This window comes from Phycicoccus sp. M110.8, from assembly GCF_032464895.1.
In the GTDB taxonomy this organism is placed as follows: Bacteria; Actinomycetota; Actinomycetes; order Actinomycetales; family Dermatophilaceae; genus Pedococcus.
Genome location: NZ_JAWDIC010000004.1, coordinates 55667 through 80248 on the forward strand (window position 1 = coordinate 55667; position 24582 = coordinate 80248).

At 73.3% G+C, this 24582-nt stretch carries 23 protein-coding genes; 11 read left to right on the plus strand and 12 right to left on the minus strand.

Going from position 1 to position 24582, the window contains the following annotated elements; genetic code table 11:
- The first annotated feature begins 2 nt into the window (after nucleotides 1–2).
- Nucleotides 3–692 (plus strand): leucyl/phenylalanyl-tRNA--protein transferase, encoded by a 690-nt coding sequence (aat, locus tag RKE38_RS15645; protein WP_410055470.1) that lies wholly within the window; start codon nucleotides 3–5, stop codon nucleotides 690–692.
- Here the strand turns inward: aat and RKE38_RS15650 are convergent.
- Together RKE38_RS15650 and RKE38_RS15655 are read right to left on the minus strand one after the other, a co-directional pair.
- Complete coding sequence (locus RKE38_RS15650; RefSeq protein ID WP_316008401.1) at nucleotides 685–933, minus strand: sulfurtransferase TusA family protein; 249 nt, start codon at nucleotides 931–933, stop codon at nucleotides 685–687. The two genes, aat and RKE38_RS15650, sit on opposite strands and share 8 nt — an antisense overlap.
- On the minus strand, nucleotides 930–2111 hold the full coding sequence (locus RKE38_RS15655; RefSeq protein WP_316008402.1) for a cysteine desulfurase family protein: 1182 nt from the start codon (nucleotides 2109–2111) through the stop codon (nucleotides 930–932). Before RKE38_RS15655 ends, RKE38_RS15650 begins: the two co-directional genes overlap by 4 nt.
- A gap of 171 nt (nucleotides 2112–2282) precedes the next feature.
- On the opposite strand from RKE38_RS15655, the gene coxB reads away from it, so the two are divergent.
- From coxB to RKE38_RS15680, 5 genes are all read left to right on the plus strand, one after another.
- Nucleotides 2283–3104 carry a cytochrome c oxidase subunit II gene (gene coxB, locus RKE38_RS15660; RefSeq protein ID WP_316008403.1) on the plus strand — a complete coding sequence of 274 codons (822 nt, stop codon included), beginning with the start codon at nucleotides 2283–2285 and terminating at the stop codon, nucleotides 3102–3104.
- Nucleotides 3104–4903 carry a cytochrome c oxidase subunit I gene (ctaD, locus tag RKE38_RS15665; RefSeq protein WP_316008404.1) on the plus strand — a complete coding sequence of 600 codons (1800 nt, stop codon included), beginning with the start codon at nucleotides 3104–3106 and terminating at the stop codon, nucleotides 4901–4903. Before coxB ends, ctaD begins: the two co-directional genes overlap by 1 nt.
- A 2-nt stretch (nucleotides 4904–4905) precedes the next feature.
- Nucleotides 4906–5307 (plus strand): cytochrome c oxidase subunit 4, encoded by a 402-nt coding sequence (locus RKE38_RS15670; RefSeq protein WP_316008405.1) that lies wholly within the window; start codon nucleotides 4906–4908, stop codon nucleotides 5305–5307.
- A gap of 367 nt (nucleotides 5308–5674) precedes the next feature.
- Complete coding sequence (locus tag RKE38_RS15675) at nucleotides 5675–6904, plus strand: Ig-like domain-containing protein (RefSeq protein WP_316008406.1); 1230 nt, start codon at nucleotides 5675–5677, stop codon at nucleotides 6902–6904.
- Nucleotides 6905–6914: 10 nt separating this feature from the next.
- Complete coding sequence (locus RKE38_RS15680) at nucleotides 6915–7976, plus strand: alkaline phosphatase family protein (RefSeq protein WP_316008407.1); 1062 nt, start codon at nucleotides 6915–6917, stop codon at nucleotides 7974–7976.
- A 91-nt stretch (nucleotides 7977–8067) separates the two neighbouring features.
- Here RKE38_RS15680 and RKE38_RS15685 read toward each other — a convergent pair whose 3' ends face one another.
- From RKE38_RS15685 to RKE38_RS15705, 5 genes are all read right to left on the minus strand, one after another.
- Nucleotides 8068–8412 carry a metallopeptidase family protein gene (locus RKE38_RS15685; RefSeq protein ID WP_316008904.1) on the minus strand — a complete coding sequence of 115 codons (345 nt, stop codon included), beginning with the start codon at nucleotides 8410–8412 and terminating at the stop codon, nucleotides 8068–8070.
- Nucleotides 8413–8557: 145 nt separating this feature from the next.
- Nucleotides 8558–10315 (minus strand): ubiquinol-cytochrome c reductase cytochrome b subunit, encoded by a 1758-nt coding sequence (locus tag RKE38_RS15690; RefSeq protein WP_316008408.1) that lies wholly within the window; start codon nucleotides 10313–10315, stop codon nucleotides 8558–8560.
- Complete coding sequence (locus tag RKE38_RS15695; protein WP_316008409.1) at nucleotides 10312–11406, minus strand: ubiquinol-cytochrome c reductase iron-sulfur subunit; 1095 nt, start codon at nucleotides 11404–11406, stop codon at nucleotides 10312–10314. The genes RKE38_RS15690 and RKE38_RS15695 overlap by 4 nt, the downstream gene beginning before the upstream one ends.
- A 67-nt stretch (nucleotides 11407–11473) precedes the next feature.
- A complete protein-coding gene (locus RKE38_RS15700) occupies nucleotides 11474–12256 on the minus strand; it encodes a cytochrome c (RefSeq protein WP_316008410.1) in 783 nt (260 codons plus the stop codon).
- Between the two features lie 55 nt (nucleotides 12257–12311).
- Complete coding sequence (locus RKE38_RS15705) at nucleotides 12312–12983, minus strand: heme-copper oxidase subunit III (protein WP_316008411.1); 672 nt, start codon at nucleotides 12981–12983, stop codon at nucleotides 12312–12314.
- Between the two features lie 109 nt (nucleotides 12984–13092).
- On the opposite strand from RKE38_RS15705, the gene RKE38_RS15710 reads away from it, so the two are divergent.
- Both RKE38_RS15710 and trpD read left to right on the plus strand, forming a co-directional pair.
- Nucleotides 13093–13545 (plus strand): hypothetical protein, encoded by a 453-nt coding sequence (locus RKE38_RS15710; RefSeq protein WP_316008412.1) that lies wholly within the window; start codon nucleotides 13093–13095, stop codon nucleotides 13543–13545.
- 2 nt (nucleotides 13546–13547) lie between these two features.
- The gene (gene trpD, locus RKE38_RS15715; protein ID WP_316008413.1) at nucleotides 13548–14606 is read left to right on the plus strand and encodes an anthranilate phosphoribosyltransferase; all 1059 of its coding nucleotides are present in this window, start codon (nucleotides 13548–13550) and stop codon (nucleotides 14604–14606) included.
- 49 nt (nucleotides 14607–14655) lie between these two features.
- On the opposite strand, the gene RKE38_RS15720 is transcribed toward trpD, so the two are convergent.
- From RKE38_RS15720 to RKE38_RS15735, 4 genes are all read right to left on the minus strand, one after another.
- On the minus strand, nucleotides 14656–16032 hold the full coding sequence (locus RKE38_RS15720) for a pyridoxal phosphate-dependent decarboxylase family protein (protein ID WP_316008414.1): 1377 nt from the start codon (nucleotides 16030–16032) through the stop codon (nucleotides 14656–14658).
- Between the two features lie 122 nt (nucleotides 16033–16154).
- On the minus strand, nucleotides 16155–18716 hold the full coding sequence (locus RKE38_RS15725; protein ID WP_316008415.1) for an SCO7613 C-terminal domain-containing membrane protein: 2562 nt from the start codon (nucleotides 18714–18716) through the stop codon (nucleotides 16155–16157).
- Nucleotides 18717–18828: 112 nt separating this feature from the next.
- Nucleotides 18829–19113, minus strand: a complete 285-nt coding sequence (locus RKE38_RS15730) for an Lrp/AsnC family transcriptional regulator (protein ID WP_310156095.1) — start codon at nucleotides 19111–19113, stop codon at nucleotides 18829–18831.
- Between the two features lie 34 nt (nucleotides 19114–19147).
- On the minus strand, nucleotides 19148–20866 hold the full coding sequence (locus RKE38_RS15735; RefSeq protein ID WP_316008416.1) for a DEDD exonuclease domain-containing protein: 1719 nt from the start codon (nucleotides 20864–20866) through the stop codon (nucleotides 19148–19150).
- A gap of 233 nt (nucleotides 20867–21099) precedes the next feature.
- Between RKE38_RS15735 and RKE38_RS15740 the strand changes: the two genes are divergently transcribed.
- Genes RKE38_RS15740 through RKE38_RS15750 form a run of 3 tightly spaced genes read left to right on the plus strand, consistent with a single transcriptional unit; the run spans nucleotide 21100 to nucleotide 23176 of the window.
- The gene (locus tag RKE38_RS15740; RefSeq protein WP_316008417.1) at nucleotides 21100–21330 is read left to right on the plus strand and encodes a hypothetical protein; all 231 of its coding nucleotides are present in this window, start codon (nucleotides 21100–21102) and stop codon (nucleotides 21328–21330) included.
- Between the two features lie 38 nt (nucleotides 21331–21368).
- Entirely contained in the window at nucleotides 21369–22679 is a 1311-nt protein-coding gene (locus RKE38_RS15745) for a hypothetical protein (RefSeq protein ID WP_316008418.1), read from the plus strand.
- A complete protein-coding gene (locus tag RKE38_RS15750; RefSeq protein ID WP_316008419.1) occupies nucleotides 22676–23176 on the plus strand; it encodes an NUDIX hydrolase in 501 nt (166 codons plus the stop codon). The genes RKE38_RS15745 and RKE38_RS15750 overlap by 4 nt, the downstream gene beginning before the upstream one ends.
- On the opposite strand, the gene RKE38_RS15755 is transcribed toward RKE38_RS15750, so the two are convergent.
- Nucleotides 23062–24567, minus strand: coding sequence for a hypothetical protein (locus RKE38_RS15755; RefSeq protein ID WP_316008420.1), 1506 nt, complete (start codon nucleotides 24565–24567; stop codon nucleotides 23062–23064). The genes RKE38_RS15750 and RKE38_RS15755 overlap by 115 nt on opposite strands.
- Between the last annotated feature and the right edge of the window lie 15 nt (nucleotides 24568–24582).

Below are 24582 nucleotides of genomic sequence, written 5' to 3' on the forward strand. Positions count from 1 at the left end.
CGGTGGTCGCCCCCGAGCCCGTCGAACCCCTGCCGAGCGGCTGGGCCTTCGACCTGTCCGGGGTCGACGACGGCGAGGACCTCGTCGCCGTCGGGGGTGACCTGCGCGCGGGGACGATCCTCGAGGCGTACCGCACGGGCGTCTTCCCCATGGGCCTCGGGGACCACGGGGCCCGGCCGCTCGGGTGGTGGTCGCCCGACCCGCGCGGGGTCCTGCTGCCCGGCGGCGTGCACGCCAGCCGGTCGCTGCGGCGCTCGCTGCGACGGTTCGAGATCCGGGTCGACACCGCGTTCCGCGAGGTCGTCGCCGCGTGCGCGGACCCCTCGCGCGAGGGCCGCTGGATCACCACCGAGATCGCCGACGCGTACACCCAGCTGCACGCGCTCGGCTGGGCGCACAGCATCGAGACGTGGCAGGACGGCGAGCTCGTCGGCGGCCTCTACGGCCTGTGCGTCGGCGGCCTGTTCGCGGGCGAGTCGATGTTCCACCACGTCACCGACGCGTCCAAGGCCGCCGTCGTCGCGATGGCCGGCCACGTCTTCGCCGACGGCGACCCGCGCCGCATCATCGACGTGCAGTGGGCGACCGACCACCTGCGCACCCTCGGCATCGTGAGCATCCCGCGGGCGGAGTACCTGCGCCGGCTCGGCGACGCGATCCACCTGGAGCCGCCCGCCTTCGCGGTCAGCTAGCGGGCGCCTCGGGGCCGCCGACACGGACCCGGTATGCCGCGTGGTCGCCGTCGTCGCGGGCCCCGAGGAACGCGTGACCCCTCATCCGGCACCACGCCGGGACGTCCGCGGCGGCGGCCGGGTCCGTCGACCACACCTCGAGCTCGGTCCCCGGGGCGGCGTCGCGGGCCCGCTGCGCCAGGCGGATGACCGGCAGCGGGCAGCGCAGGCCGCGTGCGTCGACGACGTCGTCCCCGCTCACAGCCGCCGTGCCCCCAGCTCCTCGCGCACCCGCTCGACGGCACCGGGGAGCGCGCGCACGAAGGCCGCCACGCCGGCTGCCCGGTCCGGCGCCACCGCGGAGAGGGGCAGCGTGACCCGCACGTTGCCGTGGGTCAGCGCCCCCATGGCGGCAAGGACGTGGCTGGGCTCCAGCGTGCTCGCGGTGCAGGCCGAGCCCGACGCCACGGCGAAGCCCGCCCGGTCGAGCTCGCGGACGAGCGCCTCGCCGTCGGCATACAGCGCGGAGAAGGTGAGGACGTGCGGCAGGCGGCCCTCGGGTTCGCCGACCACGTCGACGTCGGGGAGCCGGCCCGCCGCCTCGCGCAGCCCCCGGACCAGGGCGAAGGCCTCGGCCGCGTCCTGCTCGCGGGCCGCCTCGGTCTGCTGCCACGCCTCGGCCGCCGCGAGGGCCAGGGGCACCCACGGGGTGTGGCGCGAGGCCCCGTGGAGGGCGGCGTCCGGGTCGGTGGCCCCGGGCAGCAGCCACCGGGTGCCCTCGGGCACGACGAGGACCCCCAGCCCGCCCGGGCCACCCCAGGACTGCGCGTCGCCCGCGAGCACGTCGTATGCCGTGGGCGCAGGGACCCGCCCCAGCGACGCCTGGGCGTCGACGGCGAGCGGGACGCCCGCCGCGCGGCAGGTGGCGTGGGCCTCCTCGAGCGGTTGCAGGGTGCCGACCTCGCCGTTGGCGTGCTGGAGGGCGGCCGCCACCGTGCCCGGCACGGACAGGGCCTCCCTCCACGCGTCGAGGTCCACGCGTCCCAGCCGGTCGACGGCCACCTCGCCCAGGCGGCCGGCGTCACCCGACAGGTCCGCCTCGTGCCTGGCCGGGACGAGGACGGCCGAGTGCTCGACGGCCGAGGCCACCGTGCGGGCGCCGCGGCGGCGCGCGGCGTGCCGCAGCCCGTCGAGCATCCACCGGACGGCGGTCGGGCCGTCGGGGGCGAAGGTCACCTCGGCCGGGCGGACACCGAGCCCGGCAGCGAGCACCTCCCGCGCCTGGTCGAGCAGGCGACGCGCCGTTCGCGCCTCGGCGTGCAGCCGCCGGGGGTCGGCCCAGCCGGCGTCGACGGCGGCCACCAGGGTCGCCCGCGCGGCGGGGTGCACCGGTCCCGGGGCGGCGTCGAGGAGGACGCGCTCGACAGGGGGATTCGCCACACCCCGACGGTAGCCGTACCCCGACCCGACACCACCTCCCGGCTGGAGTAGGGTTTGGCGCGAATGGCCCATCACTGCTTCGAAGAAGGTGCACCGTTGCGTCAGCACGACGTCCCTGCGCCGCGCCCCCCGCGCCGGCGGACAGTTCTCCGCAGGTCCACCGTGGGTGCCGTGGCCTCCCTGCTGGCGGTCGCCCTCTCGGGCTGCGCCGGTCGCGTCCAGGACGGCTTCCTGCCGCGCGCCGCCACCCAGGGTGGCGAGCGCGTCACGACCCTGTGGAACGGCGCCTGGATCGCGGCCCTCGCGGTCGGCGTCCTCGTCTGGGGCCTCATCCTCTGGTGCGTCGTGGCATACCGCCGGCGCAAGGACGACACCGAGCTCCCGGTGCAGCTGCGCTACAACGTGCCGATGGAGATCCTCTACACCGTCGTGCCGGTGTTCATGATCGCCGTGCTCTTCTACTACACCCAGCGTGACGAGTCGGCGCTGCTGGACACCAGCAAGAACCCCGACGTCGTCGTCAACGTCATCGGGAAGAAGTGGTCCTGGGACTTCAACTACGTCAACGAGGACACCTACGAGAGCGGCACGCAGGCCGAGCTCACCGGCAAGGAGGGCGCCGAGGCGTCCCTGCCGACCCTCTACCTCCCGGTGGGCAAGCGCACCGAGTTCGTCCTGACCTCGCGCGACGTCATCCACTCGTTCTGGGTGCCGGCCTTCCTGCAGAAGCTCGACATGATCCCGGGCCGGGTCAACAAGTTCCAGGTCGTCCCGACCGAGACCGGTGACTTCAAGGGCAAGTGCGCCGAGCTCTGCGGTGCCTACCACTCGCAGATGCTGTTCAACGTCAAGGTCGTCGACCAGGCCACCTACGACGCCCACATCGCCGAGCTCAAGGCCAAGGGCAACACCGGTCAGCTCGACAACAGCCTCAACTCCGAGCGGATCATGAACAACCAGCAGAACCTCGTCCCGAGCACTGGGAGCAAGTGATGGCAGCGGCGACCGAATCCACGGCGGGGACCTACCTGCGCTCGACGCAGGGCACCTCGACCCGCCGGCTCACCAAGGGCCAGACCGTCGTGAAGTGGATGACGACGACCGACCACAAGGTCATCGGCAACCTCTACTTCATCACCTCCTTCATCTTCTTCATGTTCGGTGGTGTGCTCGCGCTGCTCATCCGCGCCGAGCTCTTCGAGCCGGGCCTGCAGGTCGTGGACAACCCCGAGCAGTACAACCAGCTCTTCACCATGCACGGCACGATCATGCTGCTGCTGTTCGCGACGCCGCTGTTCGCCGGCTTCGCCAACGCGCTGATGCCACTGCAGATCGGTGCCCCCGACGTGGCGTTCCCGCGCCTGAACATGTTCGCCTACTGGCTGTACCTGTTCGGTGGCCTCATCGCCTCGGCTGGCTTCCTCACGCCCCAGGGCGCGGCGTCGTTCGGCTGGTTCGCGTACGCCCCGCTCTCGGACGCCTCCAACAGCCCCGGCCTCGGCGGTGACCTGTGGGTCTTCGGCCTCGCGCTCGGTGGTTTCGGCACCATCCTCGGTGCGGTCAACTTCATCACCACGATCATCTGCATGCGCGCCCCCGGCATGACCATGTTCCGGATGCCGATCTTCACCTGGACGGTGCTGATCACCTCGCTCCTCGTGCTGATGGCCTTCCCGGTCCTGGCCTCCGCGCTGCTGGCCCTGGGCGCCGACCGCAAGTTCGGGGCACAGGTGTTCCAGCCCGAGAACGGTGGGCCCATGCTGTGGCAGCACCTGTTCTGGTTCTTCGGGCACCCAGAGGTCTACATCATCGCCCTGCCGTTCTTCGGCATCATCAGCGAGATCCTGCCGGTGTTCTCCCGCAAGCCGATCTTCGGCTACAAGACCCTGGTCTTCGCCACCATCGGCATCGCCGCGCTGTCCGTGACGGTCTGGGCGCACCACATGTACGCGACCGGCCAGGTGCTGCTGCCGTTCTTCGCGGTCATGACGATGCTCATCGCCGTGCCGACAGGCGTGAAGTTCTTCAACTGGATCGGCACGATGTGGGGCGGCAAGCTCTCCTTCGAGACGCCGATGCTGTGGTCGATCGGCTTCCTCGTGACGTTCCTCTTCGGCGGCCTGACCGGCATCATCCTGTCCAGCCCGGCCCTCGACTTCCACCTGTCCGACAGCTACTTCGTGGTGGCCCACTTCCACTACGTCGTCTTCGGCACGGTCGTGTTCGCGATGTTCGCGGGCTTCTACTTCTGGTGGCCCAAGCTCACCGGCCGGATGCTCGACGAGACCCTCGGCAAGATCCACTTCTGGATGCTGTTCGTCGGGTTCCACACCACCTTCCTCATCCAGCACGTGCTCGGTGTCGACGGGATGCCCCGCCGCTACGCCGACTACCTGCCCGAGGACGGGTTCACCTGGATGAACCAGGTCTCGACGTACGGCTCGTTCCTGCTCGGCGCCTCCACGCTGCCTTTCCTCTACAACGTGTGGAAGACCTGGCGGACGGCTCCGCTGGTGGAGACCGACGACCCGTGGGGCTACGGCGCCTCGCTGGAGTGGGCCACCTCCTGCCCGCCGCCGCGGCACAACTTCGACGTGATCCCGCGGATCCGGTCCGAGCGCCCCGCCTTCGACCTGCACCACCCGGAGGCCGCCCCGTTCGCGACCCTGCCGGCCGACCCCGACACCCTGACCCGGATCATCGGCGGCCCGGACGGCAACGGCCCGCACTCGCACCACACCGGTGAGCTGGACCACGACCTCAACCCCCGATTCCACGAGGAGCGCGACTGAGCATGAAGATCGAGTTCAAGCTCTTCGTCATCCTGGCGGTCTTCTTCGCCCCCGTCGGGCTCCTCTACGGCATCTTCACCCACTGGCGCGAGCCGGTCGGCCCGGCAGGGCTGTTCCTGTCGGCCGGACTGGGCGCGATGATCGCCTTCTACCTCTGGGCCACCGGGCGACGCCTGCCCGAGCGCCCGGAGGACAACCCTGCCGGTGAGATCGACGAGCAGGAGGGTGAGTACGGCTTCTTCAGCCCCCACTCCTGGTGGCCGCTCCCGCTGGCCGGGGCCGCCGCGATCTGCTTCCTCGGCCTCGCGGTCGGGTGGTGGCTGTTCATCATCGGTGCCGCCTTCGGCGTCGTGGCCCTCGTGGGGTGGACGTTCGAGTACTTCAAGGGTCCGCACGCGGTCTGACCTGCGCGGACACCGCGAGAGGCGGTGTGCCACCCGGCCGGGCGGCACACCGCCTCTCTGCTGTTCCGGGGGCGGTCCCGACCGTCGGGCGGCGCGGCCGACGTACCTCGCCACGCATCTCGCCACGCGCGTTGCGGGGCCGTCGCGGGCGCCGAGGTACCATGGAGCGACGGTCCGCGCCAGCGGGCCGTCCCCATGGGGGCCTGACGCGGTCGAACCGCCTGGCCGATCACGGGCGCCGACAGCCAACCGGACGGGGCCGTACGGCGTCTGAGGGGGTGGACCGCGGCGCCCTGCGCCCGGCCGGCCGAGACAGGACACGAACGCGAGGAACGCGCCCGAGGGTGCGAGCACAGGAGCAGCAGTGGTGGGTAGGACTCTTCGGGCACGCCGACAGCTCGTCGCCGCGGCGACCCTGGTCACGGCAGCCGTGCTCGTCGCCGGGTGCTCCGGTACGGCGACTGGCCAGTCGACCGGGAACGTCGCCGGCAGCCCCTCCTCCTCGTCCTCCTCCAGCTCCAGCAGCGCCCCGGTCGTGCCGGCAGACCTCTCGGTCACGCCCGCCGACGGTGCGAGCGGCGTCCTGCCGAGCTCGCCGGTCGTGGTCGAGGCCAAGTCCGGGACGCTGAAGTCGGTGACCGTCAAGGACGCGGACGGCCACGCGCTGCAGGGCTCGCTCGAGAACGGCACCTGGACCTCCACGGGCCGCCTCGCCCCCGACAGCACCTACACCGTGTCGATGACCGCCGCCGGGTCCGACGACACCCCCAGCACCAGCACGTCGACGTTCCGCACGCTCAAGCCGGCCGTGACGGCGACCTACGGCATCCTCTACGCCGGCCAGACGGTCGGGATCGGCATGCCGGCCTCGATCCAGTTCGACTCTCCTGTCGTGACGCCCGAGCAGCGCGCCCAGGTGGAGAAGCTGGTGACCGTGACGACGTCGCCGAAGGTCGAGGGGCACTGGGGCTGGCTCGACAGCCGCCAGCTCATGTGGCGGCCGAAGACCTACTGGAAGCCGGGCACCAAGGTCACCGTCAACGCGCCGCTGAGCGGGGTGCAGACCGGCCCGGGCAAGTGGATCGCCAACGACGACAGCGCCAGCTTCACGGTGGGCTCGGCGATGATCTCCACGGTCGACATCAAGCGCCACGTCATGACCGTCACCCAGGGCGGCACGGTCCTGCGCACCATCCCGATCAGCGCCGGCCGCCCGGGCCCCAAGACCGAGACCCGCTCCGGCATCAAGGTCATCATCCGCAAGGAGGGGACCGTGGTGATGGACTCGACGACAATCGGGATCAAGAAGGGCCAGCCCGGCTACTACAAGATCAAGACCGAGTCGGCGATGCGCGTCACCTGGACGGGGGAGTACCTGCACTCCGCCCCGTGGTCGGTCGGGTCGCAGGGCAGCTCGAACGTGAGCCACGGCTGCGTCAACATGTCGCCGAGCGAGGCCGCGTGGATGTACTCGATCTCCAAGGCCGGTGACGTGGTCGTGTTCACCGGGTCCAGCCGGGTGTTCCAGCCGACCGAGGGCATCGGGGTCTGGCAGTACTCCTACGCCAACTGGGTCAAGCAGAGCGCCCTCGCCTGAGGCGACCGCCGTGAGCCGCCCTGACGGTCGCAGGGCCACGACCTGCGCCGCCCGGCGCGGCGCGGTTCCCGGCTCCATCCTCGGGGCGGCGCTGGCCGCCCTGGTGGCCCTGGGCGCGGGCTGCTCGAGCGGTTCACCCGGCCACCCCACCTCGGTGGCGTCCACGACCGGGTCGTCCCCGGCCTCGTCGGCGCCGGCGTCGACGGGTGCGGGCCCGGGCCGGTCGACCGCGACGACGTCCGCGGGCGCGACCGGGTCCGCTGCCACGAGCGCATCCGGCGGCCCGGCAGCAGTGGGGCCAACCAAGCTGCTCGTCGTCGTCATGGAGAACCACTCGCTCGCGCAGATGCGGGCGCAGATGCCGTACACCGAGTCCCTGGCGCAGCGGTACGGCTACGCCACCGCCTGGTCGGCGGTGCGGCACCCGTCGCTGCCGAACTACCTGGCCATCGCGTCGGGGAGCACCCACGGGGTCACCGACGACGCGGCTCCTGCCCAGCACCCCCTTCCGGGCGCCACGGTCTTCGGCCGCGCCCTGGCCGCCGGCTCGACGGCAGCGGTCTACGCCGAGGGCATGGCCCGGCCGTGCCAGCAGGAACCCGAGGGCCGGTATGCCGTCAAGCACAACCCGTGGGCGTACTTCCCCGCGGAACGAGCAGCCTGTGAGCGTCACGACCTGCCGCTCGACGCCCTGCAGGAGGCCGTTGCGGCCGGGACGCTCCCGGCCGCCGGCATGGTGGTCCCCGACCTGTGCCACGACGCGCACGACTGCGGGCTCGGCGTCGCCGACGACTGGTTCCGCACGTGGATGACGCGCATCCAGACCGGCCCCGACTGGCGCTCGGGCCGGCTCGTCGTCGTGCTGACCGCGGACGAGGACGACCACTCGTCCGGCAACCGCGTGCTCACCGTGGTGGCGCACCCGTCCCTGCACCACGTGGTCGTGACGGCTCCGCTCGACCACTACTCGCTCACCCGGCTCTACGCCGAGGTGACGCGCACCGCCCCTCTCGGGCGGGCGGCGGGAGCCACCTCGGTGGCCGCGGCGTTCGGCCTGCCCCTGCCGCGCTGACGGCGCTCGGCGGCCGGCGGGGGAGGAGCGCCTGCGGCGCGGGGGCGGGACGGAGGCGGGACGGGTGCGGAACGTCCACGGAGGTGGGAGGTCAGCCCCAGCCCAGCTCGTGCAGCCGGTCGTCGTCGATGCCGAAGTGGTGGGCGATCTCGTGCACGACGGTCACGGCGATCTCCTCGACCAGCTCGTCGGTGGTGTCGCACATGCGGGTCAGCGGCCCCCGGAAGACCGTGATCCGGTCGGGGAGGGCTCCTGCCGCCCACGCCTCACCGCGCTCGGTCAGCGGCACACCCTCGTAGATCCCGAGGAGGTCGGGCTCGTCCGCCGGGGGCTCGTCCTGCAGGAAGATGACCACGTTGTCCATCAGGCCCAGCAGCTCGGCCGGCACCCCGTCGAGGGCGGCGTCCACGGCCTGCTCGAACTCCGCGCGCCCCATCTCCACCACGGTCCCAGCCTGCCATGCCCCCGCCCGCGGGACGGGACACCGAGGGCCCTGTGCCGCGGGACGGGCCCCAGGACGCCGTATGCCGCCCGCTCGAGGTGAGCGGGCGGCACACGGCGGTGGTGGGCCTGTGCGGGCGTCAGGGACGCTGCGGGGGCTCCCGGCGAGCGGCCTCGAGCCCGGGACGGGCCTCCTGCTCCTGCGGAGCGGCCTCGATCGCCTCGTGGCCGTGGCCGTCGTGGTGCGCGGCGGCGAGCTCGGCCGGGGTGACCGGGTCGATGCGGTCGGTGAAGTAGAACCGCGACAGGGCGGCACGGGCCTTGTCCTTGCGCGCGGTGGGGGAGGCCACCCCGTGCTCGTCGGTCGCGGCCTCGAGCTGCAGGACCTCGTGGGGGTCGTGCTGGACGAGGTTCCACCGGGTGTACTCGTCGAGCGGCTCGTGCTGCTCGAAGAACTGCCCGTCCGCCGTGCGGATGATGCGCCCGGTCTCGCGGCCGTGCAGGACCAGGTCGCGGTCGCGGCGCTGCAGCGACAGGCAGATCCGCTTGGTCACCCAGAACACGATGACCGGGGCGATGAAGAACGCCGCCCGCAGGATGTGGGTGATGTCGTTGATCGACAGGTGCAGCTTGATGGCCATGATGTCGTTGCCGGCGGCGAACATGAGCACGCCGTACATCGTCATGGCCGCCATGCCCAGGGCCGTGCGGGTCGGGTTGTTGCGCGGGCGGTCGAGCAGGTGGTGCTCGCGCTTGTCACCGGTGACCCAGGACTCCAGGAACGGGTAGGCAGCCATGAGCCCGTACATCACGGGGATGAGCAGGATGGCGCCGATCATGACGTTGAAGCTGAACGTGAACCCGAAGGCGGTGAACTCCAGCCAGCCGGGCAGCAGGCGCAGGGCGCCGTCGGCGAAGCCCATGTACCAGTCCGGCTGGGACCCGGCCGTCACCGGTGAGGGGTCGTAGGGGCCGTACGCCCAGATCGGGTTGATCGTCACGACCGCCGAGATGAGGGCGACGACGCCGAAGACGATGAAGAAGAAGCCACCGGCCTTCGCGGCGTACACCGGCATCACGGGGTAGCCCACGACGTTGTCGTTGGTGCGGCCCGGGCCGGGGTACTGCGTGTGCTTGTGCACGAACACGAGCCCGATGTGGGCGGTGAACAGGCCGACCAGGATCGCCGGCAGGAGCAGCACGTGGACGGCGTACAGGCGGGGGATGATCGCCTCGCCGGGGAACGGGCCGTCGAAGACGAAGTACGACAGGTACGAGCCGATGACCGGCACCGAGCGCATGAAGCCCTCGGCGGCACGCAGGCCGGTGCCGGACAGCAGGTCGTCCGGCAGCGAGTAGCCGGCGAAGCCCTCGACCAGCGCGAGCATCGACAGGATGCAGCCGATGACCCAGTTGATCTCACGCGGCTTGCGGAACGCGCCCGTGAAGAACACGCGCAGCATGTGCACCGACAGCGCGACGATGAACATCAGCGCGGCCCAGTGGTGGATCTGCCGGATGAGCAGGCCACCGCGGATGTCGAAGGAGATGTCGACGGTCGAGCGGTACGCCTCGGACATCGTGATGCCCTTGAGCGGCAGGTACGAGCCGTCGTACACGACCTGGCCGGCGCTCGGCACGAACCAGAACGTGAGGAACGTGCCCGAGAGCAGGCAGATGATCATCGAGTACATGGCGACTTCGCCGAGCATGAACGACCAGTGGTCCGGGAAGACCTTCTTCAGCAGGTAGCCGAAGGGCTTCGCCGCACCCGTGCGGTCGTCGAGCCAGCCCGCGACACCACCGACGGCCTTGGCGCCGGGGGAGTGGGGAGCCTCGTGCTTCGGGTCGTCAGCGCGGAGCCGGTCGGCGCCGCGAGCGGTTGATGTGGTGCTCATGCGTGTCCACGCTCCCAGAAGCTCGGGCCGACAGCCTCGTGGAACGGGGCGTCGGCCACCAGGTATCCCTCAGAGTCCACTGTAATCTGCAGCTGCGGCAGCGGCCGCTTGGCCGGTCCGAAGATGACCTTGCAGTCGTTGGTGACGTCGAACGTCGACTGGTGGCACGGGCACAGCAGGTGGTGCGTCTGCTGCTCGTAGAGCCCGACCGGGCAACCGACGTGGGTGCAGATCTTGGAGTAGGCCACGATGCCCTCGTGGCCCCAGTCGCGCTCCTTCTGCACCTTGATGTCCTCGGGGTTGAGGCGCATGAGCAGGACCGCGGCCTTGGCCTTGTCCTCGAGCACGTGCTGGGAGTCCTTGATCGACTCCGGCAGGACGTGGAAGACCGAGCCGATGGTGACCTGGTCGGCGCGGATCGGCGTGCGCTCGGGGTCGCGGACCAGCCGGTCGCCCTTCTTCCACATCGTCTTGGACAGCTCGTCCTTGGGGAGCGGGCCGAGGCCGCCGACGAGCGGCAGCAGCAGCGCGATCGGCGGCAGCGCCAGCGCGCCCGCGAGGGAGAACTTGATCAGGGGGCGACGACCGATCTGGGACTTGCCGCCCTCGACCACGAAGTTGTCGACCGCGCGCTTGCGGTCGGCGTCGCTGGCCCGCTGCGGGTGGCGCTCCTCGACCATCTCGGTGTCGGGCATGAGCGTCTTGGCCCAGTGGACGGCACCCACGCCGACGCCGAGGAGGGCGAGGGCCAGGCAGACGCCGAGGACGACGTTGTAGAGGTTCGCCTTGCCGATGCCGGGCAGGAACGCGACCTGCTCCGGGTCGATGGCGAAGTAGGCGACGACGAACAGGACCGTCGCGAGACTGGAGAGCCCGAAGAGGGTCGCGACCTGCTTCTCGGCCCGCTTGGCGGCCTTCTCGTCGAGGTCGCTCATGCGGGCGACGTGCGGCGGCAGGCCCGGGTTGTCGAAGCGGGCGGGGAGGCCGCCGGTGCCCTCGATGTGGCCCTGGTCCAGCCGGACGGCGCCTGCGCCGTAGCCGTTGCCGTCGCTGGGGACGACCTCGCCGTGGGGCGTGTCGTGTTCGCTCATCGTGTCGTCGATCCCGTCGTGTTGCTGGAGTGGGGTGCGAGGTGGGGCCGGGCGGCCGGGGTGGGCGTCATGCGGCCTTCTTCCCGAGCCAGACCGCGAACGCCACCATGATGCCGAGGCCGAAGACCCAGGCGAACAGGCCCTCGGAGACCGGGCCGAGGTTGCCGAGGTTCATGCCGCCGACGTTCTCCTCCTTGTCGACCGCGTGGAGGTAGGCCACGATGTCGTTCTTGCTCTCGGGGGAGATGTTCTGGTCGTTGAAGACCGGCATCGACTGCGGGCCGGTGACCATGGCCTCGTAGATGTGCTTGCCCTCGACGTTGCGCAGGCTAGGGGCGTACTTGCCCCGGGTGAGCGCACCGCCGGAGCCGGCGAAGTTGTGGCACATGGCGCAGTTCACGCGGAAGAGCTGGGCGCCCTTGGCGACGTCGCCGCCCTCACCGCTGGAGTACTGCGCGTCCGGGACGGCCGGCCCGGGGGCCAGCGAGGCGACGTACGCGGCCATGGCCGAGATCTCGTCCTGGTTGAACCTGACCACCGCGCGGGGCGCCTGCACGTTCGGGGCAGCCATCGGCATACGACCCGTGCCCACCTGGAAGTCGACGGCAGCCGCACCGACACCGGCGAGCGACGGGCCCGCCTTGGTGCCCTGGGCCTGCAGCCCGTGGCAGGTGGCGCAGTTGGCGAGGAAGAGCTTCTTGCCCTGCTCGACCTGGTCGGCGGAGGCCGTGGCGGCGCTGGCCGGCTTGGGGGCGAAGGCCGAGTAGGCGAGGCCGGTCACGACCAGCCCCAGGAGGATCAGCAGGGCGATGGCGGCCGGGTGGCGGCGACGGGCGGCCAGTGCGTTCACGGTGCGGTCCTGTCGGTGGTGGCGGGAGCGGCGAGGGGCATGAGGGGGTTCGGAGTCACTTCAGCAGGTAGATGGTCGCGAACAGCGCGATCCAGACCACGTCGACGAAGTGCCAGTAGTACGAGGTCACGACCGCGCCCGCTGCCTGGGCGTGGCTGTAGTGCCGGGTCGTGAAGGTGCGGCCGATGATGAGCAGGAAGGCCAGGAGACCGCCGGTCACGTGCAGGGCGTGGAAGCCGGTGGTCAGGTAGAAGACCGAGCCGTACGCGCTGGAGGAGAGCGTGATGTTCTCGTGGACGAGCTCGGAGTACTCGAGCACCTGGCCGGAGACGAAGATCGCGCCGAAGACGTACGTGAGGACGTACCACTCGCGCATGCCCCAGGCCTTGAGGTCGAGCAGCTTGGCGTCGCCGCGGTGGGCCTTGCCGTGCTCGGCCGCGTGGACGCCGAGCTGGCACCACACCGAGGAGATGACGAGGATCAGCGTGTTGATGCTCGCGTAGGGCACGTTGAGCACGCTGGTCGAGGTGCGCCACAGCTCCGGCTCCACCGAGCGGATCGTGAAGTACATCGCGAACAGGCCGGCGAAGAACATCAGCTCGCTGGCCAGCCACACGATCGTGCCGACCGACACCATGTTGGGCCGGGAGACGGGGCCGTGTCCGGGGATGCTCGCCGGGCGCGAGGGTTCTGAAGTCACTGCGGATGCTGTCGCCACGTGCGCCATTATTGCCACATTCGCATCGCGGCACACCGGCGGCCCCCCGTGAGGTGCGCCTCGCGCGTGGGGCGGGCGCCCGCGGGGTGCCGGACACCGCACCGGTAGCATCGGGCGCATGACCGCTCCGCACGCCCCCGCCGCCGACCCGGCGACCTCGTCGGCCTCCTCGGCCCGCCAGATCTCGGTGCTGCTCTACAGCGACGACCGCACCACTCGCGACGCCGTGCGCGTCACCGTGGGACGGCGTCCGGCCCGGGACGTGGAGGTCACGTCCTGGCTCGAGTGCGCCACCGCCGCGGCGGTCATCGAGGCGGTGGAGAACACCCGGTTCGACGTGCTGGTCCTCGACGGCGAGGCGGCCCCCACGGGCGGGCTGGGCCTGTGCCGCCAGCTCAAGAGCGAGATCTTCAACTGCCCCCCGATCCTGGTGCTGACCGGTCGGCCGCAGGACGGCTGGCTGGCCACCTGGTCGCTGGCCGACCTGGCCGTGCCGCACCCGCTGGACCCGGTCGCGCTGGCGAACGCCGTCGCGCAGCTGGGGCGCGGCGGGCGCCCGACCGCCGGCTGACCGTGGACGCCACGGCTCCGGCCGCCTTCACGTGGCCGGACCTGCTCACCGAGCTGATCGCGGGCCGCGACCTCACCACCGACCAGGCCGCGTGGGCGATGGGTGAGGTGATGCGCGGCGAGGCGTCGCCGGTCCAGCTCGCCGGGTTCCTCGTGGCCCTGCGTGCCAAGGGCGAGACCGTCGACGAGCTGCGCGGCCTCGCCGACATGATGCTCGAGCACGCGAACCGCATCGACGTGCCGGGGCCCAGCCTCGACATCGTCGGCACCGGTGGCGACCGCTCGCACACGGTGAACATCTCCACGATGTCCTCCGTCGTCATCGCGGCGAGCGGGGTGCGTGTCGTCAAGCACGGCAACCGTGCCGCCTCGTCGTCCTCCGGCTCGGCCGACGTGCTGGAGGCCCTCGGCGTCGACCTCACCCTGTCGCCCGAGCGGGTGGCCGAGGTCGCGCACGAGGCCGGGATCACCTTCTGCTTCGCCCAGACCTTCCACCCCGCCATGCGGCACGCCGCCGCGGCTCGTGGCGGGCTGGGCGTCGCCACGGCCTTCAACGCCCTCGGCCCGCTCACCAACCCGGCCCGTCCGACGTATGCCGCGGTGGGCGTCGCCAACGCGGCCCAGGCGCCGCTCATGGCCGGCGTCTTCGCCGGGCGCGGCACTGATGCCGCCGTCTTCCGCGGCGACGACGGCCTCGACGAGCTCACCCTGGCGACCACCTCGCACGTGTGGTGGGTGCGCAGCGGTCGCGTCGTGGAGCGCACGGTCGACCCCGAGCAGCTCGGCCTCGCCCTGCAGCCGGTCGAGGCGCTGCGTGGCGCCGACGCGGTGCACAACGCCCAGGTCGCGCGCGACGTCTTCGCCGGTGCGCACGGTGCGCCCCGTGACGCGGTGGTCCTCAACGCCGGGCTCGCACTGGCCCTCACCGAGCCGGACCGCGGGACGTCCGACGCCGACTTCACGGCGCAGGTCCGCACGGGCATGGACCGGGCCGAGCACGCGCTCGACTCCGGTGCTGCCCAGCAGCGGCTCGAGGCCTGGGCAGCGGCCACCCGTCGCTGACCCGCGGCGCCGCGGGTGGGACCGGTCGCGGCGGGCGACGGGCCGGCGGTCAGGCCGTCGCCGCGGCTGCCCGCAGGATCGCCGCCACCGACTGGTCGACGTCGTCGGTCGTCGTGGTGGCGTTCGAGACCGAGACGCGCATCAACCGTCGTCCGTGCCACGTCGTGCCGCCCAGCCAGCACGTGCCGTCGGCCTGGACCGCCTCGACCACGCGGTCGGTGCGCGCGTCGTCGCCGAAGGACACCAGCACCTGGTTGAGGACGACGTCGTTGACGACCTCGGCCCCGCCGGCCGCCAGGCCGTCGGCGAACCGGCGGGCGTGGGCGCAGCAGCGGTCGACGAGGTCGGCGAGGCCGGTGCGCCCCAGCTCGCGCAGGGCCGCCCAGACCGCGAAGCCTCGAGCCCGGCGGGACGACTCCGGGACGACGTCGCCCAGCAGCGGGGTCGTGCCCGAGTGCCCGGTGAGGTATGCCGCGGTGTACGACAGCGTCGCGGCGGCGACGTCCGGGTGGGCCGTGATCGCCAGCCCCACGTCGTAGGGGACGTTGAGCCACTTGTGGGCGTCGCACGACCACGAGTCGGCGAGCTCCACCCCGTCGAGCTGCCCCGCCGTCGCCGGCGACGCCGCTCCCCAGAGGCCGAACGCACCGTCCACGTGCACCCACGCGTCGTGGGCGCGGGCGACCGCGGTCGCCGCCCGCAGGTCGTCGGTCGCTCCGGTGTTGACGTTCCCGGCCTGCAGGCACACGATCACCGGCCCGCTGCCTCGCCCCAGGACCTCCGCGAGGGCGGTCGTGTCCATCGCGCCGTTCGGACCGGCGGACACCTCCTGCACGCAGGACGTGCCCAGTCCCAGCAGGCGCAGGCTGCGGTCGATGGTGGCGTGCCGTTCCTCGCTGGCGACCACGCGCACCGCCGGGGCGCCCAGGAGGCCGTCGCGCTCGACGTCCCAGCCCGCCCGCGACAGCACGTGGTGGCGCCCGGCGGCGAGCCCCGCCGTGTTGGCCCCCTGGGCCCCCGTCACGAAACCCACCGAGGCGCGGGCCGGGAGGCCGAGCACCTCGGTGACCCAGCGGCCGGCGACCTGCTCGGCGGCCGCGGCCGCCGGTGACAGGGTGGCGTTGAACGCGCACTGGTCCCAGCCGGCGGCCACCATGTCGGCGGCCGTCGCGGCAGGGGTCGCCCCGCCGATGACGTACCCGAAGAAGCGGGGGCCGACGCTGCCGGTCACGCCCGGGCCGAAGCCGGTGACGAGCTCGTCGAGCACCCGGTCGGCGGCGCGCGGCTCGTCCTGGAGCGTCGTGTCGAGCGTGGCGAGCAGGTCCGGCAGCGTCGCCGGGGCCGGCACGGGCCGCGAGCCGACAGCGGCGCGGTGGTCGGCGGCGACGTCGGCGGCCCGGTGGAACAGGGCGTGCATCGAGTCCATGGCCAGACGCTACGCGCGCACGGCGCCGCCGGGATCGGCCCGGCGGACGACCGTGCCCGCCGTGGTGACCCTGCGGCGCCGGTCGCCGCCGACGTGCCGACCGAGCCGGGCCGCCCTCCTGGTCAGCTCAGGGAGGCCAGCCAGCTGATGGCGTGCCGTGCGTCCTCGCGCCGCTGCTCGTACCGCGCCCCGATGGCCAGGAGCGCCACACCGAGCGTGCCCAGGGTGAGGAACCTCGGCAGGTGCACGGCATACGGGCCGAGCTGGGTGACCGCCACGACGACCGCGGCGGCGGCGCCGACGACCACGAGCGCCTGCCAGCGGCGCCACGCCCCCGCGGCGAGCACGACCACGGCGACGGTGACGGCCAGCAGCGGTCTCAGGAGCCCGTCGTCGACCGCGGTGAACAGGGCGGAGGGGAGGAGCCCGACCGCCAGGCCCGGTCCGGCGACCAGCCACGAACGGCGACCCAGGAGCTGCGCGGACCACAGGCCGGCGGCCAGGAGGAGGGCAGCGGGCGGGAGCGTGTATGCCTCGAGCGTCGTCACGTCGGCGTGCAGCAGCTCGACCCAGGTGGCCGTGGTGGCGGCGACGACGGCGACCAGCACCACCGGACGCCGGCTCGCCGGCACCGAGATGCCCAGGGCGGCGAGGGCGTAGAGGAACGCGGCCGCCGCCGTGGAATGGGGGAGCCCGCGGTCCAGGCCGAGAGCGAGGGCGCCCACGCCGATCGCGACCGCGAAGCCGCCGAGGACGGGCTCCTCGGGCCGGTGGCGCCGCCACGCCGTCAGGCCTGCGAGGACGAGGGCCGTGAGCGCCAACGAGGCCCACTCGGCGTACGAGGAGACGAGCAGGCCCACCTCGCGGGCCAGCGCCGTGCCCGTGACCACGGCGACCGCGGTGGTCGCCGGACGCAGGCCCGGGCGCAGCACCGCGGTGGCGACCCCGGCGACCGTGGCGCACGCGAGGACGGCGACGACGACGGGTCGGTCGAGTCCCTGGCCGAGGGCACCGGCCAGTGCGGCCACCAGGGCCACGGCGCCGACCGCGCCCAGCGGCACCTCCTCGGCCCGTCGGGGCCGCGCGAGTGCCCCGCCCACGAGCGCGAGGCCGGCCACGGCGACCGCCAGGACGGCCGCGGTCGGGCTCGCGAGGTCGGCGGTGAGCCAGGTGGTGCCGACCGCGCAGACCGCGGCGACGGCGGACGCCGGGGAACGCCAGGAGTGGCGCATGACGGCGACGGCTGCCGCGGCGACCGCAGCGCCGGCGAGGACGCAGGCCTGCGCCGGCTGTGAGGCGTGGACGACGGTCGCCAGGAAGGTGGCGACCACGGCTGCAGCGGCCTCGGTCTCCAGCCACAGCTGCCCGACCCGGCTGCGCAGGGGCCGCACCGCCACCACGGCGACGACGGCCGCGGCGAGGAGCATGCCCAGCGCGGCTGCCGCCACCGGCGGCAGCTGGACCGACAGCCCCAGGACCGCGAGCGGGGCGGTCCCGCTGGCGACGGCGGCGAGGACGCCGACCGCACGCCAGTCGCCGGAGAACCACCGGTCCGTCCAGTCGGCCCGGACCGCTGCCCGTGAGCCGAGCCGCGCGGACCGCGCCCGGACCACCCGGGCGACGACGAGGGCACCGAGCACGGCGACGAGCAGCAGCAGCCCGTCGGCCACGAGGGCCTGCGCCCGGAGGTCTCCGGGCTCCACGTCGGCCGCGACCCCGGCCGCGATCGCGGCCCCGACGACGAGCCAGCCCGCTGCCGGCCCGGTGGCGGCCCGGCGCACGACCCCGAGCGTGGCGGGCAGGGCGAGGTGCAGCGGCGCGAACAGGGCGGCGCCGAGCAGCGCCAGCACCGCGGCGGGTACCGCCCGCTCCGGCGCCGTGACGACCGCCCCCCACGCGACCGAGGCGGCGGTGAGCGAGAGCACCCCGAAGGCCGCGACCCGCCGGTCCCGCTGGTGCAGGGCGGCGAGGACGAGCGCCACGAGGAGGCCGGACACGGCGGTGTAGGCGTGGACGTCGACGCCGTCGAGACCGGCGAGCCCGAAGCGTCGCGCGGCGGACGCGTCGAGCAGGAGCAGGCCGCCGGCGACGACGGCGAGGGCCTCGGCGCTGCTGGGCAGGCGGCGCCGCGACAGCACCAGCGAGGCCTGGCAGGCGAGGGCCGTGAGCCCACCCATCACGAGCACCTGGCCCCAGCGCCCGATGACGAACCACGCCACGGCCAGGGCGATCGACCCGGCCACGAGGACCAGCAGGACACCGACCGCGAGCAGCGTCTGCTGCGTCGTCCACGAACGGTGCTGCGGGCGGGGTGCCTCGGCTCCGGGGACGGGCGCGGGACCGGGAGCTGCTCCCGAGGGCACGGCGCCCGGCGTCGCTGCGGTGGGACCCGTGGTCGCGACGACCGGGGCTGCCCCGGTGGTGGCGACTCCAGTGGGGGCGACTCCGGTGGTGGCGACTCCGGTGGTGGCGACCCCGGCGGGGGCGACTCCGGTGGCGGTCGTCGCGGGCGCCGACAGCACGGCGAGGAGCGCGCGGCGCTCGCTGGAGAGCCGGGCCAGCGCCTGGTCGACCTCCCACAGCCGGACGGCGTCAGGGCCGATGAGACGGACGCCGCAGCGCGGGCACTGCTGCGGGCTGGGTGGCAGGTCGGCGCCGCAGGAGGGGCAGGGGATCGCAGCCATCGGTCCTTCTCGAGCCGGTGGCGCACCGGATGGCGCGCCCTCGGCAGCGAGTGTGCTCGCGGTGGGCCGTGAGCGGATGGGGCGTTGTACCCAAGTCGAGCCGTTCGGCGGACTAGTCCCCGTCGAGCCCCAGGCTGAAGGCAGCCTCGAGGTCGTGGCGCGAGTACGTGCGGAAGGCGATGTGGGTGTTGGTGCCGATGACGCCCTGCACCTTGTTGAGCCGGCCGGCGATCACGTCGTTGAGCTCCTCGTGCTCGCGCACCCGCACCATGGCGATGAGGTCGGCGTCGCCGGCCACGGAGTAGACCTCCGACACCCCGTCGAGCTCGGCGATGGCCTGGGCCACCTCGGGGATGCGGTCGACGTCGGCGTTGACGAGAACGATGGCGGTGATCACGCGCCCACTGTATCGGCGCCGTGCGCGCCGCTGGCTAGGACGCCGCGACGAACCCCGGGACGGCGCGGCGCGCCACGGCGTCGGGCTCGAGGGCTGCGCGGGCGCCGCCGGCTCCGCCGACGGGACAGGTCCACTCGCCGTCGAGGTCGACGAGGCGGACCCCGGGGGCCTCCAGCCAGCGCAGGATCTTCTCCGTCTCCTCGGGGATCGCAGCGGGCGCGGGCCACGGAGCGGGCAGGACCATCTCCGCGCTGGCCCGGGCGGCGTCGATGTAGGGCATGGGGTCGGCGCCGCGCGGCGCGACGGTGCTCGCGGCGAGGCGCCCGTGGCGGACGACGACGACCTCCCAGCCGCCGGCCGGCGCGGGCCGCGCGGCCACGATCTCGGGGCTCGCGGCCAGGGGTGCGATGCGCTGGGCGCGGGCGATGCCGCGCACGAGGGCGAGCAGGCGGTCCCTGACCTCCCCGGCGTCCTCGTAGCGCTCCTGGTCGGCGAGGGTGCCCATGCGCGAGCGCAGGGCCGTGACCACCCGGCGGGAGTCGCCGACGAGGGCGTGCACGGCGTCGCGCACGACGACGGCATACTCCTCGACGCTCTGGGCTCCGGTGCACGGTGCGCCGCAGCGCCCCATGGCGGCCAGCGCGCACGAGCCGACCCGGCGCGTGGGGGAGAGGCGCTGGACGCACTGCCGCAGGGGGATGACCTCGTGCACGGCGGCGACGGCCGCCTCGGCGGAGGCGCGGCTGCCGAACGGGCCGATGTACTTGGCGCCGTCGCCGCGCACCTCGCGGACGATCGACAACCGGGGGAACGCCTCGACCGTGAGCTTGACCCAGGTCGCGCGCTCGGGGGACTTGGAGCGGCGGTTGTAGCGGGGCTTGTGCTCGGCGATGAGCCGCAGCTCGCGCACCTCGGCCTCGAGGGTGGTGGCGCAGACGATGGGCGTGACGCTCTCGGCGATCCGCACCATCTCGGCCATGCGCGTGCGCTGCTCGGAGCCGGTGAAGTAGCTGCGGACGCGGGTGCGGATGTTGACCGAGGTGCCGACGTAGAGGACCCGGCCCTGGCCGTCCTTGAACTGGTAGACGCCCGGGGCGTCGGGCAGGCCGTCGGCGAGCCAGCGCTTGCGGCGCTGGGCCGGGCTCACGCGCGAGCTGTAGGAGGACAGCTCCTCGAGGGTGCGCACACCGAGGTTGCCGACGCGCTCGATGAGGCCGTGCAGGACGTCGACGGTCGCGCGGGCGTCGTGCAGCGCGCGGTGGTCGGGGACGGTGGAGGCGCCGAACAGGGCCGCGAGCGAGGACAGCTTGTGGTTGCGCGCCTCGTCGCGGGTGACCAGCTGGCGGGCCAGGTGCACGGTGTCGACGACCGCGTGCCGGGGCCACTCGATGCCCTGCTGGCGCGCTGCCGCCTTGAGGAAGCCGACGTCGAAGCCGGCGTTGTGCGCCACCAGCACCGCGCCCCGCGCGAACTCGAGGAAGGCCGGGAGCGCCACCTCGATGCGGGGGGCGTCGGCGACCATCGCGGTCGTGATGCCGGTGAGCGCCTGGATGAACGGGGGGATCGGCAGGTGCGGGTTGACCAGGGTCTGGAACTCGCCCAGCACCTGCCCGCCGCGGACCTTGACCGCGCCGATCTCGGTGATGGCGCTGTCGTTCGGGTTGCCGCCGGTGGTCTCGAGGTCGACGACGACGAACGTGACATCGGCCAGAGCCGTGCCCAAGTCGTCGAAGGTGCCCTGGACCATCTGCATGGACCTGACGGTAGGACGGCGCGGTGACAGCCCTGTGCAGGCGCGCCACCGGACCGCCCGTGGACGTCCGCGACAAGCCCTTCACGGTGCCGGTCGGTGGCCTGCCGGCGTGCCCGTCGGTATGCCGGCACGGGGCGTTGTCGGTGGTGGCACCTAGCGTCGTGGGCAGGTGGACGACCGCCGCCGCGGCCGTCCCGAGGACCGGCCCAACGACAGGACCCGACGAGAGAGAGGTGATCGACGTGATCATCGACTGCCAGACCTGCCCCGTGCGGGACCTGCACTGCGCCGACTGCATGGTGCCCGCCCTGCTGGCCTTCCAGGACGCCCAGCTCCCGCTCGACGCGGCCGAGCGCGCCGCCGTGACCCGGTTCGTCGAGGCCGGCCTCGTGTCGGTGCCGGAGGCCGCGTCCGTGCACGCGCGCCGTGAGCCGTGGGGGGCGCACACCCGCGCAGTGGGCTGACCTGCGGGAACCCGGCGGTCGCGACCTACGATGACCGCATGCGAGCCAAGCGGGTGGGGGCGGCCCTGGTGGCCGCCTGCCTCGCCCTGGCGGGCTGCTCGGGCGGCGGGACGGCGCCGCAGCCCTCCACCTCCGCGAGGCCCGCCACCACGACCCAGCAGGACTCGGCCCAGCCGTCGGTCGCCCGCGAGGAGGCGCTCAGCGCGCTCCTGGCCCGGCGGGCCGCCGCGGTCCGCAGCAGGGACCGCACGGCGTTCGCCGCCACCCTGGCCAGCACGACCTCGGGGTTCGGGTTGCGCCAGCTCGCCCAGCTCGACGCCCTCGACCAGCTCCCGATCGGGCGGTTCGAGTACGGCACGCCCGAGGCCGCGCCCGCCCTCGGCCCCGACCGGATCGCCCAGCTCGGGCCGGACGCCTGGGTGGCCCGGGTCGAGGGCCGGTACAGCCTCACCGGCTGCGACACCGCCACCCGCGGCTTCGAGTCCTACTTCACCGTCGTGCGCCGCGACGGTCGCTGGCTGCTCGCCGACGACACCGACGGCGGGACCCAGACCCAGGCGTGGGACCTGCCCGACTTCACGGTGGTCGAGGGCGACGGGGCCCTCGTGCTCGGCAGCGGGCCCGCGAGCCGGCTGCGGCCCTACCTCACCCTCGGTGAGCACGCGGTCGGCCAGGTGCGCGACGTCTGGAGCGGCTCGACCTGGAACGGCCGCCTCGTGCTGGTCGTCCCCCGCACCCCGGCCCAGATGGCCGAACTCGTCGGCCAGCAGGCCGACTCGGTCAGGCAGGTGGCCGCCGTCACCGACGGGCCGTTCGACCCCTCCGGCCGCGCCGGTGCCGACCGGGTGGTGGTCAACCCGACCGCCTTCGCCGGCCTGCAGCGCCGGGGCCAGCAGGTCGTCGTCACCCACGAGGCGACCCACGTCGCCATCCGTGCCACGACGACGCGTCCGGTCCCGCTCTGGCTGTCCGAGGGCATGGCCGACTACGTCGGGTACCGCGACGTCGACGCCACCGAGCAGCAGGTGGCGGCCGCCCTCTTCGCCCAGGTGCGGGCGGGTCGTGGACCCACGGCGCTACCCCGCGCCGAGGAGTTCGACCCGGCCCACACGACGATCGGCCCCACCTACAACGCGGCGTGGCTGGCCGTGCGCCAGGTCGCCGAGCGGTACGGCACGTCCACCCTCGTGCGGTTCTACCGCGCCGCCGCCTCGGCGCCCTCCGCCGACGCGAGCGCCTCCGAGGTCGACGCCGCCACCGCGCACGCGTTCCAGGACGTCCTGCACACGACGGTGGCGGCGTTCACCCGGCAGTGGCTCTCGGCGATCCGTGCGGCGGCAGCCGGATGAGCGAGGTCCTGCGCCGCCGGGCGGTGCGCGTGCTCGTCGTCGAGCCGGGTGGGACCGTCCTGATGATCCACGGGTTCGACCCGCACGACCCCGGCACGACCTACTGGTACACGATCGGCGGCGGCGTGGACCCGGGGGAGTCCGCCCTCGAGGCCGCGGTGCGAGAGGTGTGGGAGGAGACCGGACTGCGCGTCGACCCTGCCCGGCTGGTCGGACCGGTGCACGCCGACGACGTCGTGTTCCCCTTCGAGGGGCGGACCGTCGTCCAGCAGCAGGTCTACTACCTGCTGGAGGTGCCTCGGTATGCCGCGCGGCCGGTGGCCTTCGAGGAGACCGAGGTCCGCTCGACCCTCGAGGTGGCCTGGGTGGACCCGCAGGAGCGTCAGCGGCGAGGCGAGACGGTGTACCCCGAAGGGCTCGTCGAGCTGCTCGGGCGCGACACGGGAACTGCGAGCGAGAGCACCACCAGCGCCCCGACGAGCCAGAACTGGTTGTAGAACGCCTGCTTGTTGACGAGGTTCGCGACGAGCAGGACGAGGGCGAGCCACCGCAGCAGCGACGCGAGGTCGGGCTGTCGCCGCCACACGGTGAGGCAGACGGCCGCCAGCGTGCCGAGGACGACCAGGCCGGTCACCGCGAAGGGCAGCGTGACCCCGAAGGTGTTGAGCGCCAACAGGTACAGCGTGTTGGCGAACTTGATCGGGTGGAACGTCACGAGCAGGCTCACCGTGTCGTGCACGAAGTCTGCGGGGCTGGCCAGGAACCACGGCGCGATGAGCACCCCGGTCAGCGCCCCGGTGGCCACGGTCCGTTGCCAGCCGAACGGACGCCACAGGAGCAGCACCGGGAGCAGCAGCGCGAGGTGCTGCTTGCTCGCACAGGCCATCGCCAGTGGGACGACTGCCCACCAGGCGTGGCCGCGACGGACGAGGACCGCCCACCACGCGATGCCGGCGAGGAGCAGCGGCTCGGTCCATGCCTGGTCGAGCTGGGTGAGGGTGCCGGGCGCCAGCAGGAGCAGGGACACGACCACGGCCGCGGTCCACCAGCGACGAGGTGCGTCGTCCTCCGCGGCGGCCGCAGTCGCACCGGGGACCTGACCAGCGGCCGCAGTCCCACCGGCCACCTGACCGGCGGCTGCAGTCCCACCGGTCACCCGACAAGCGGCCGCGTCCGCGGTGGCGGAGCTGCGGTCCGCTGCCGCACCACGGGTCAGCAGCACGGCGGCCAGGGCCGCGAGCAGGGTCCACACGGCCAGCGCCCAGCGGACGTCACCGGCGAGCCACCGGCCCGGCGCCAGCAGCACCACCGTCCAGGGGAGGTAGGTGAAGGCGTCCTGGATGCCGGGGGACCCCGTCCACGTCATCGCGTAGAAGTTCTCGAGGCGGGCGAGCCCGTCCGAGGCCTGCTGGAGGGTGACCCACACGTCGATGCGCGGTCGCGGCGAGGACACGACGGCGGTCGCCGCCGCCACGGCATACCCGGCGACGGCGGCACCGAGGGCGATCGTCGCGCCGCGCCGGCGGCCCGACCACAGGGCGACCGCGCAGGCGAGCGGCGCCGCGACGAGCGCGGTGGTCGCCACCGCCAAGCCCGTCGGTGCCAGGTAGCTGAAGAGCGGGACGGCGGCCGTGGCGAGCGCCGAGCCGGCCAGCATCAGCACCACCGCGCCGCGGCTGGGGACGACCCGCCAGCCGCGCCACTGCCACAGGGCCAGGCCGACGGCGGCCAGGGTGAGGACGGCGACGATCGGGATGCGGTAGCGCACCACGCTCCACTGCAGCGCGGCGAAGTACGCGAGCCAGGCCACCGCGAGGACGATCCCTCCCGCACCCGGCACACGCGAGCGCCACCGGGCACGGACGACGGGCCGGTGGCGCTCGGGCATGGGCAGGACCCTACG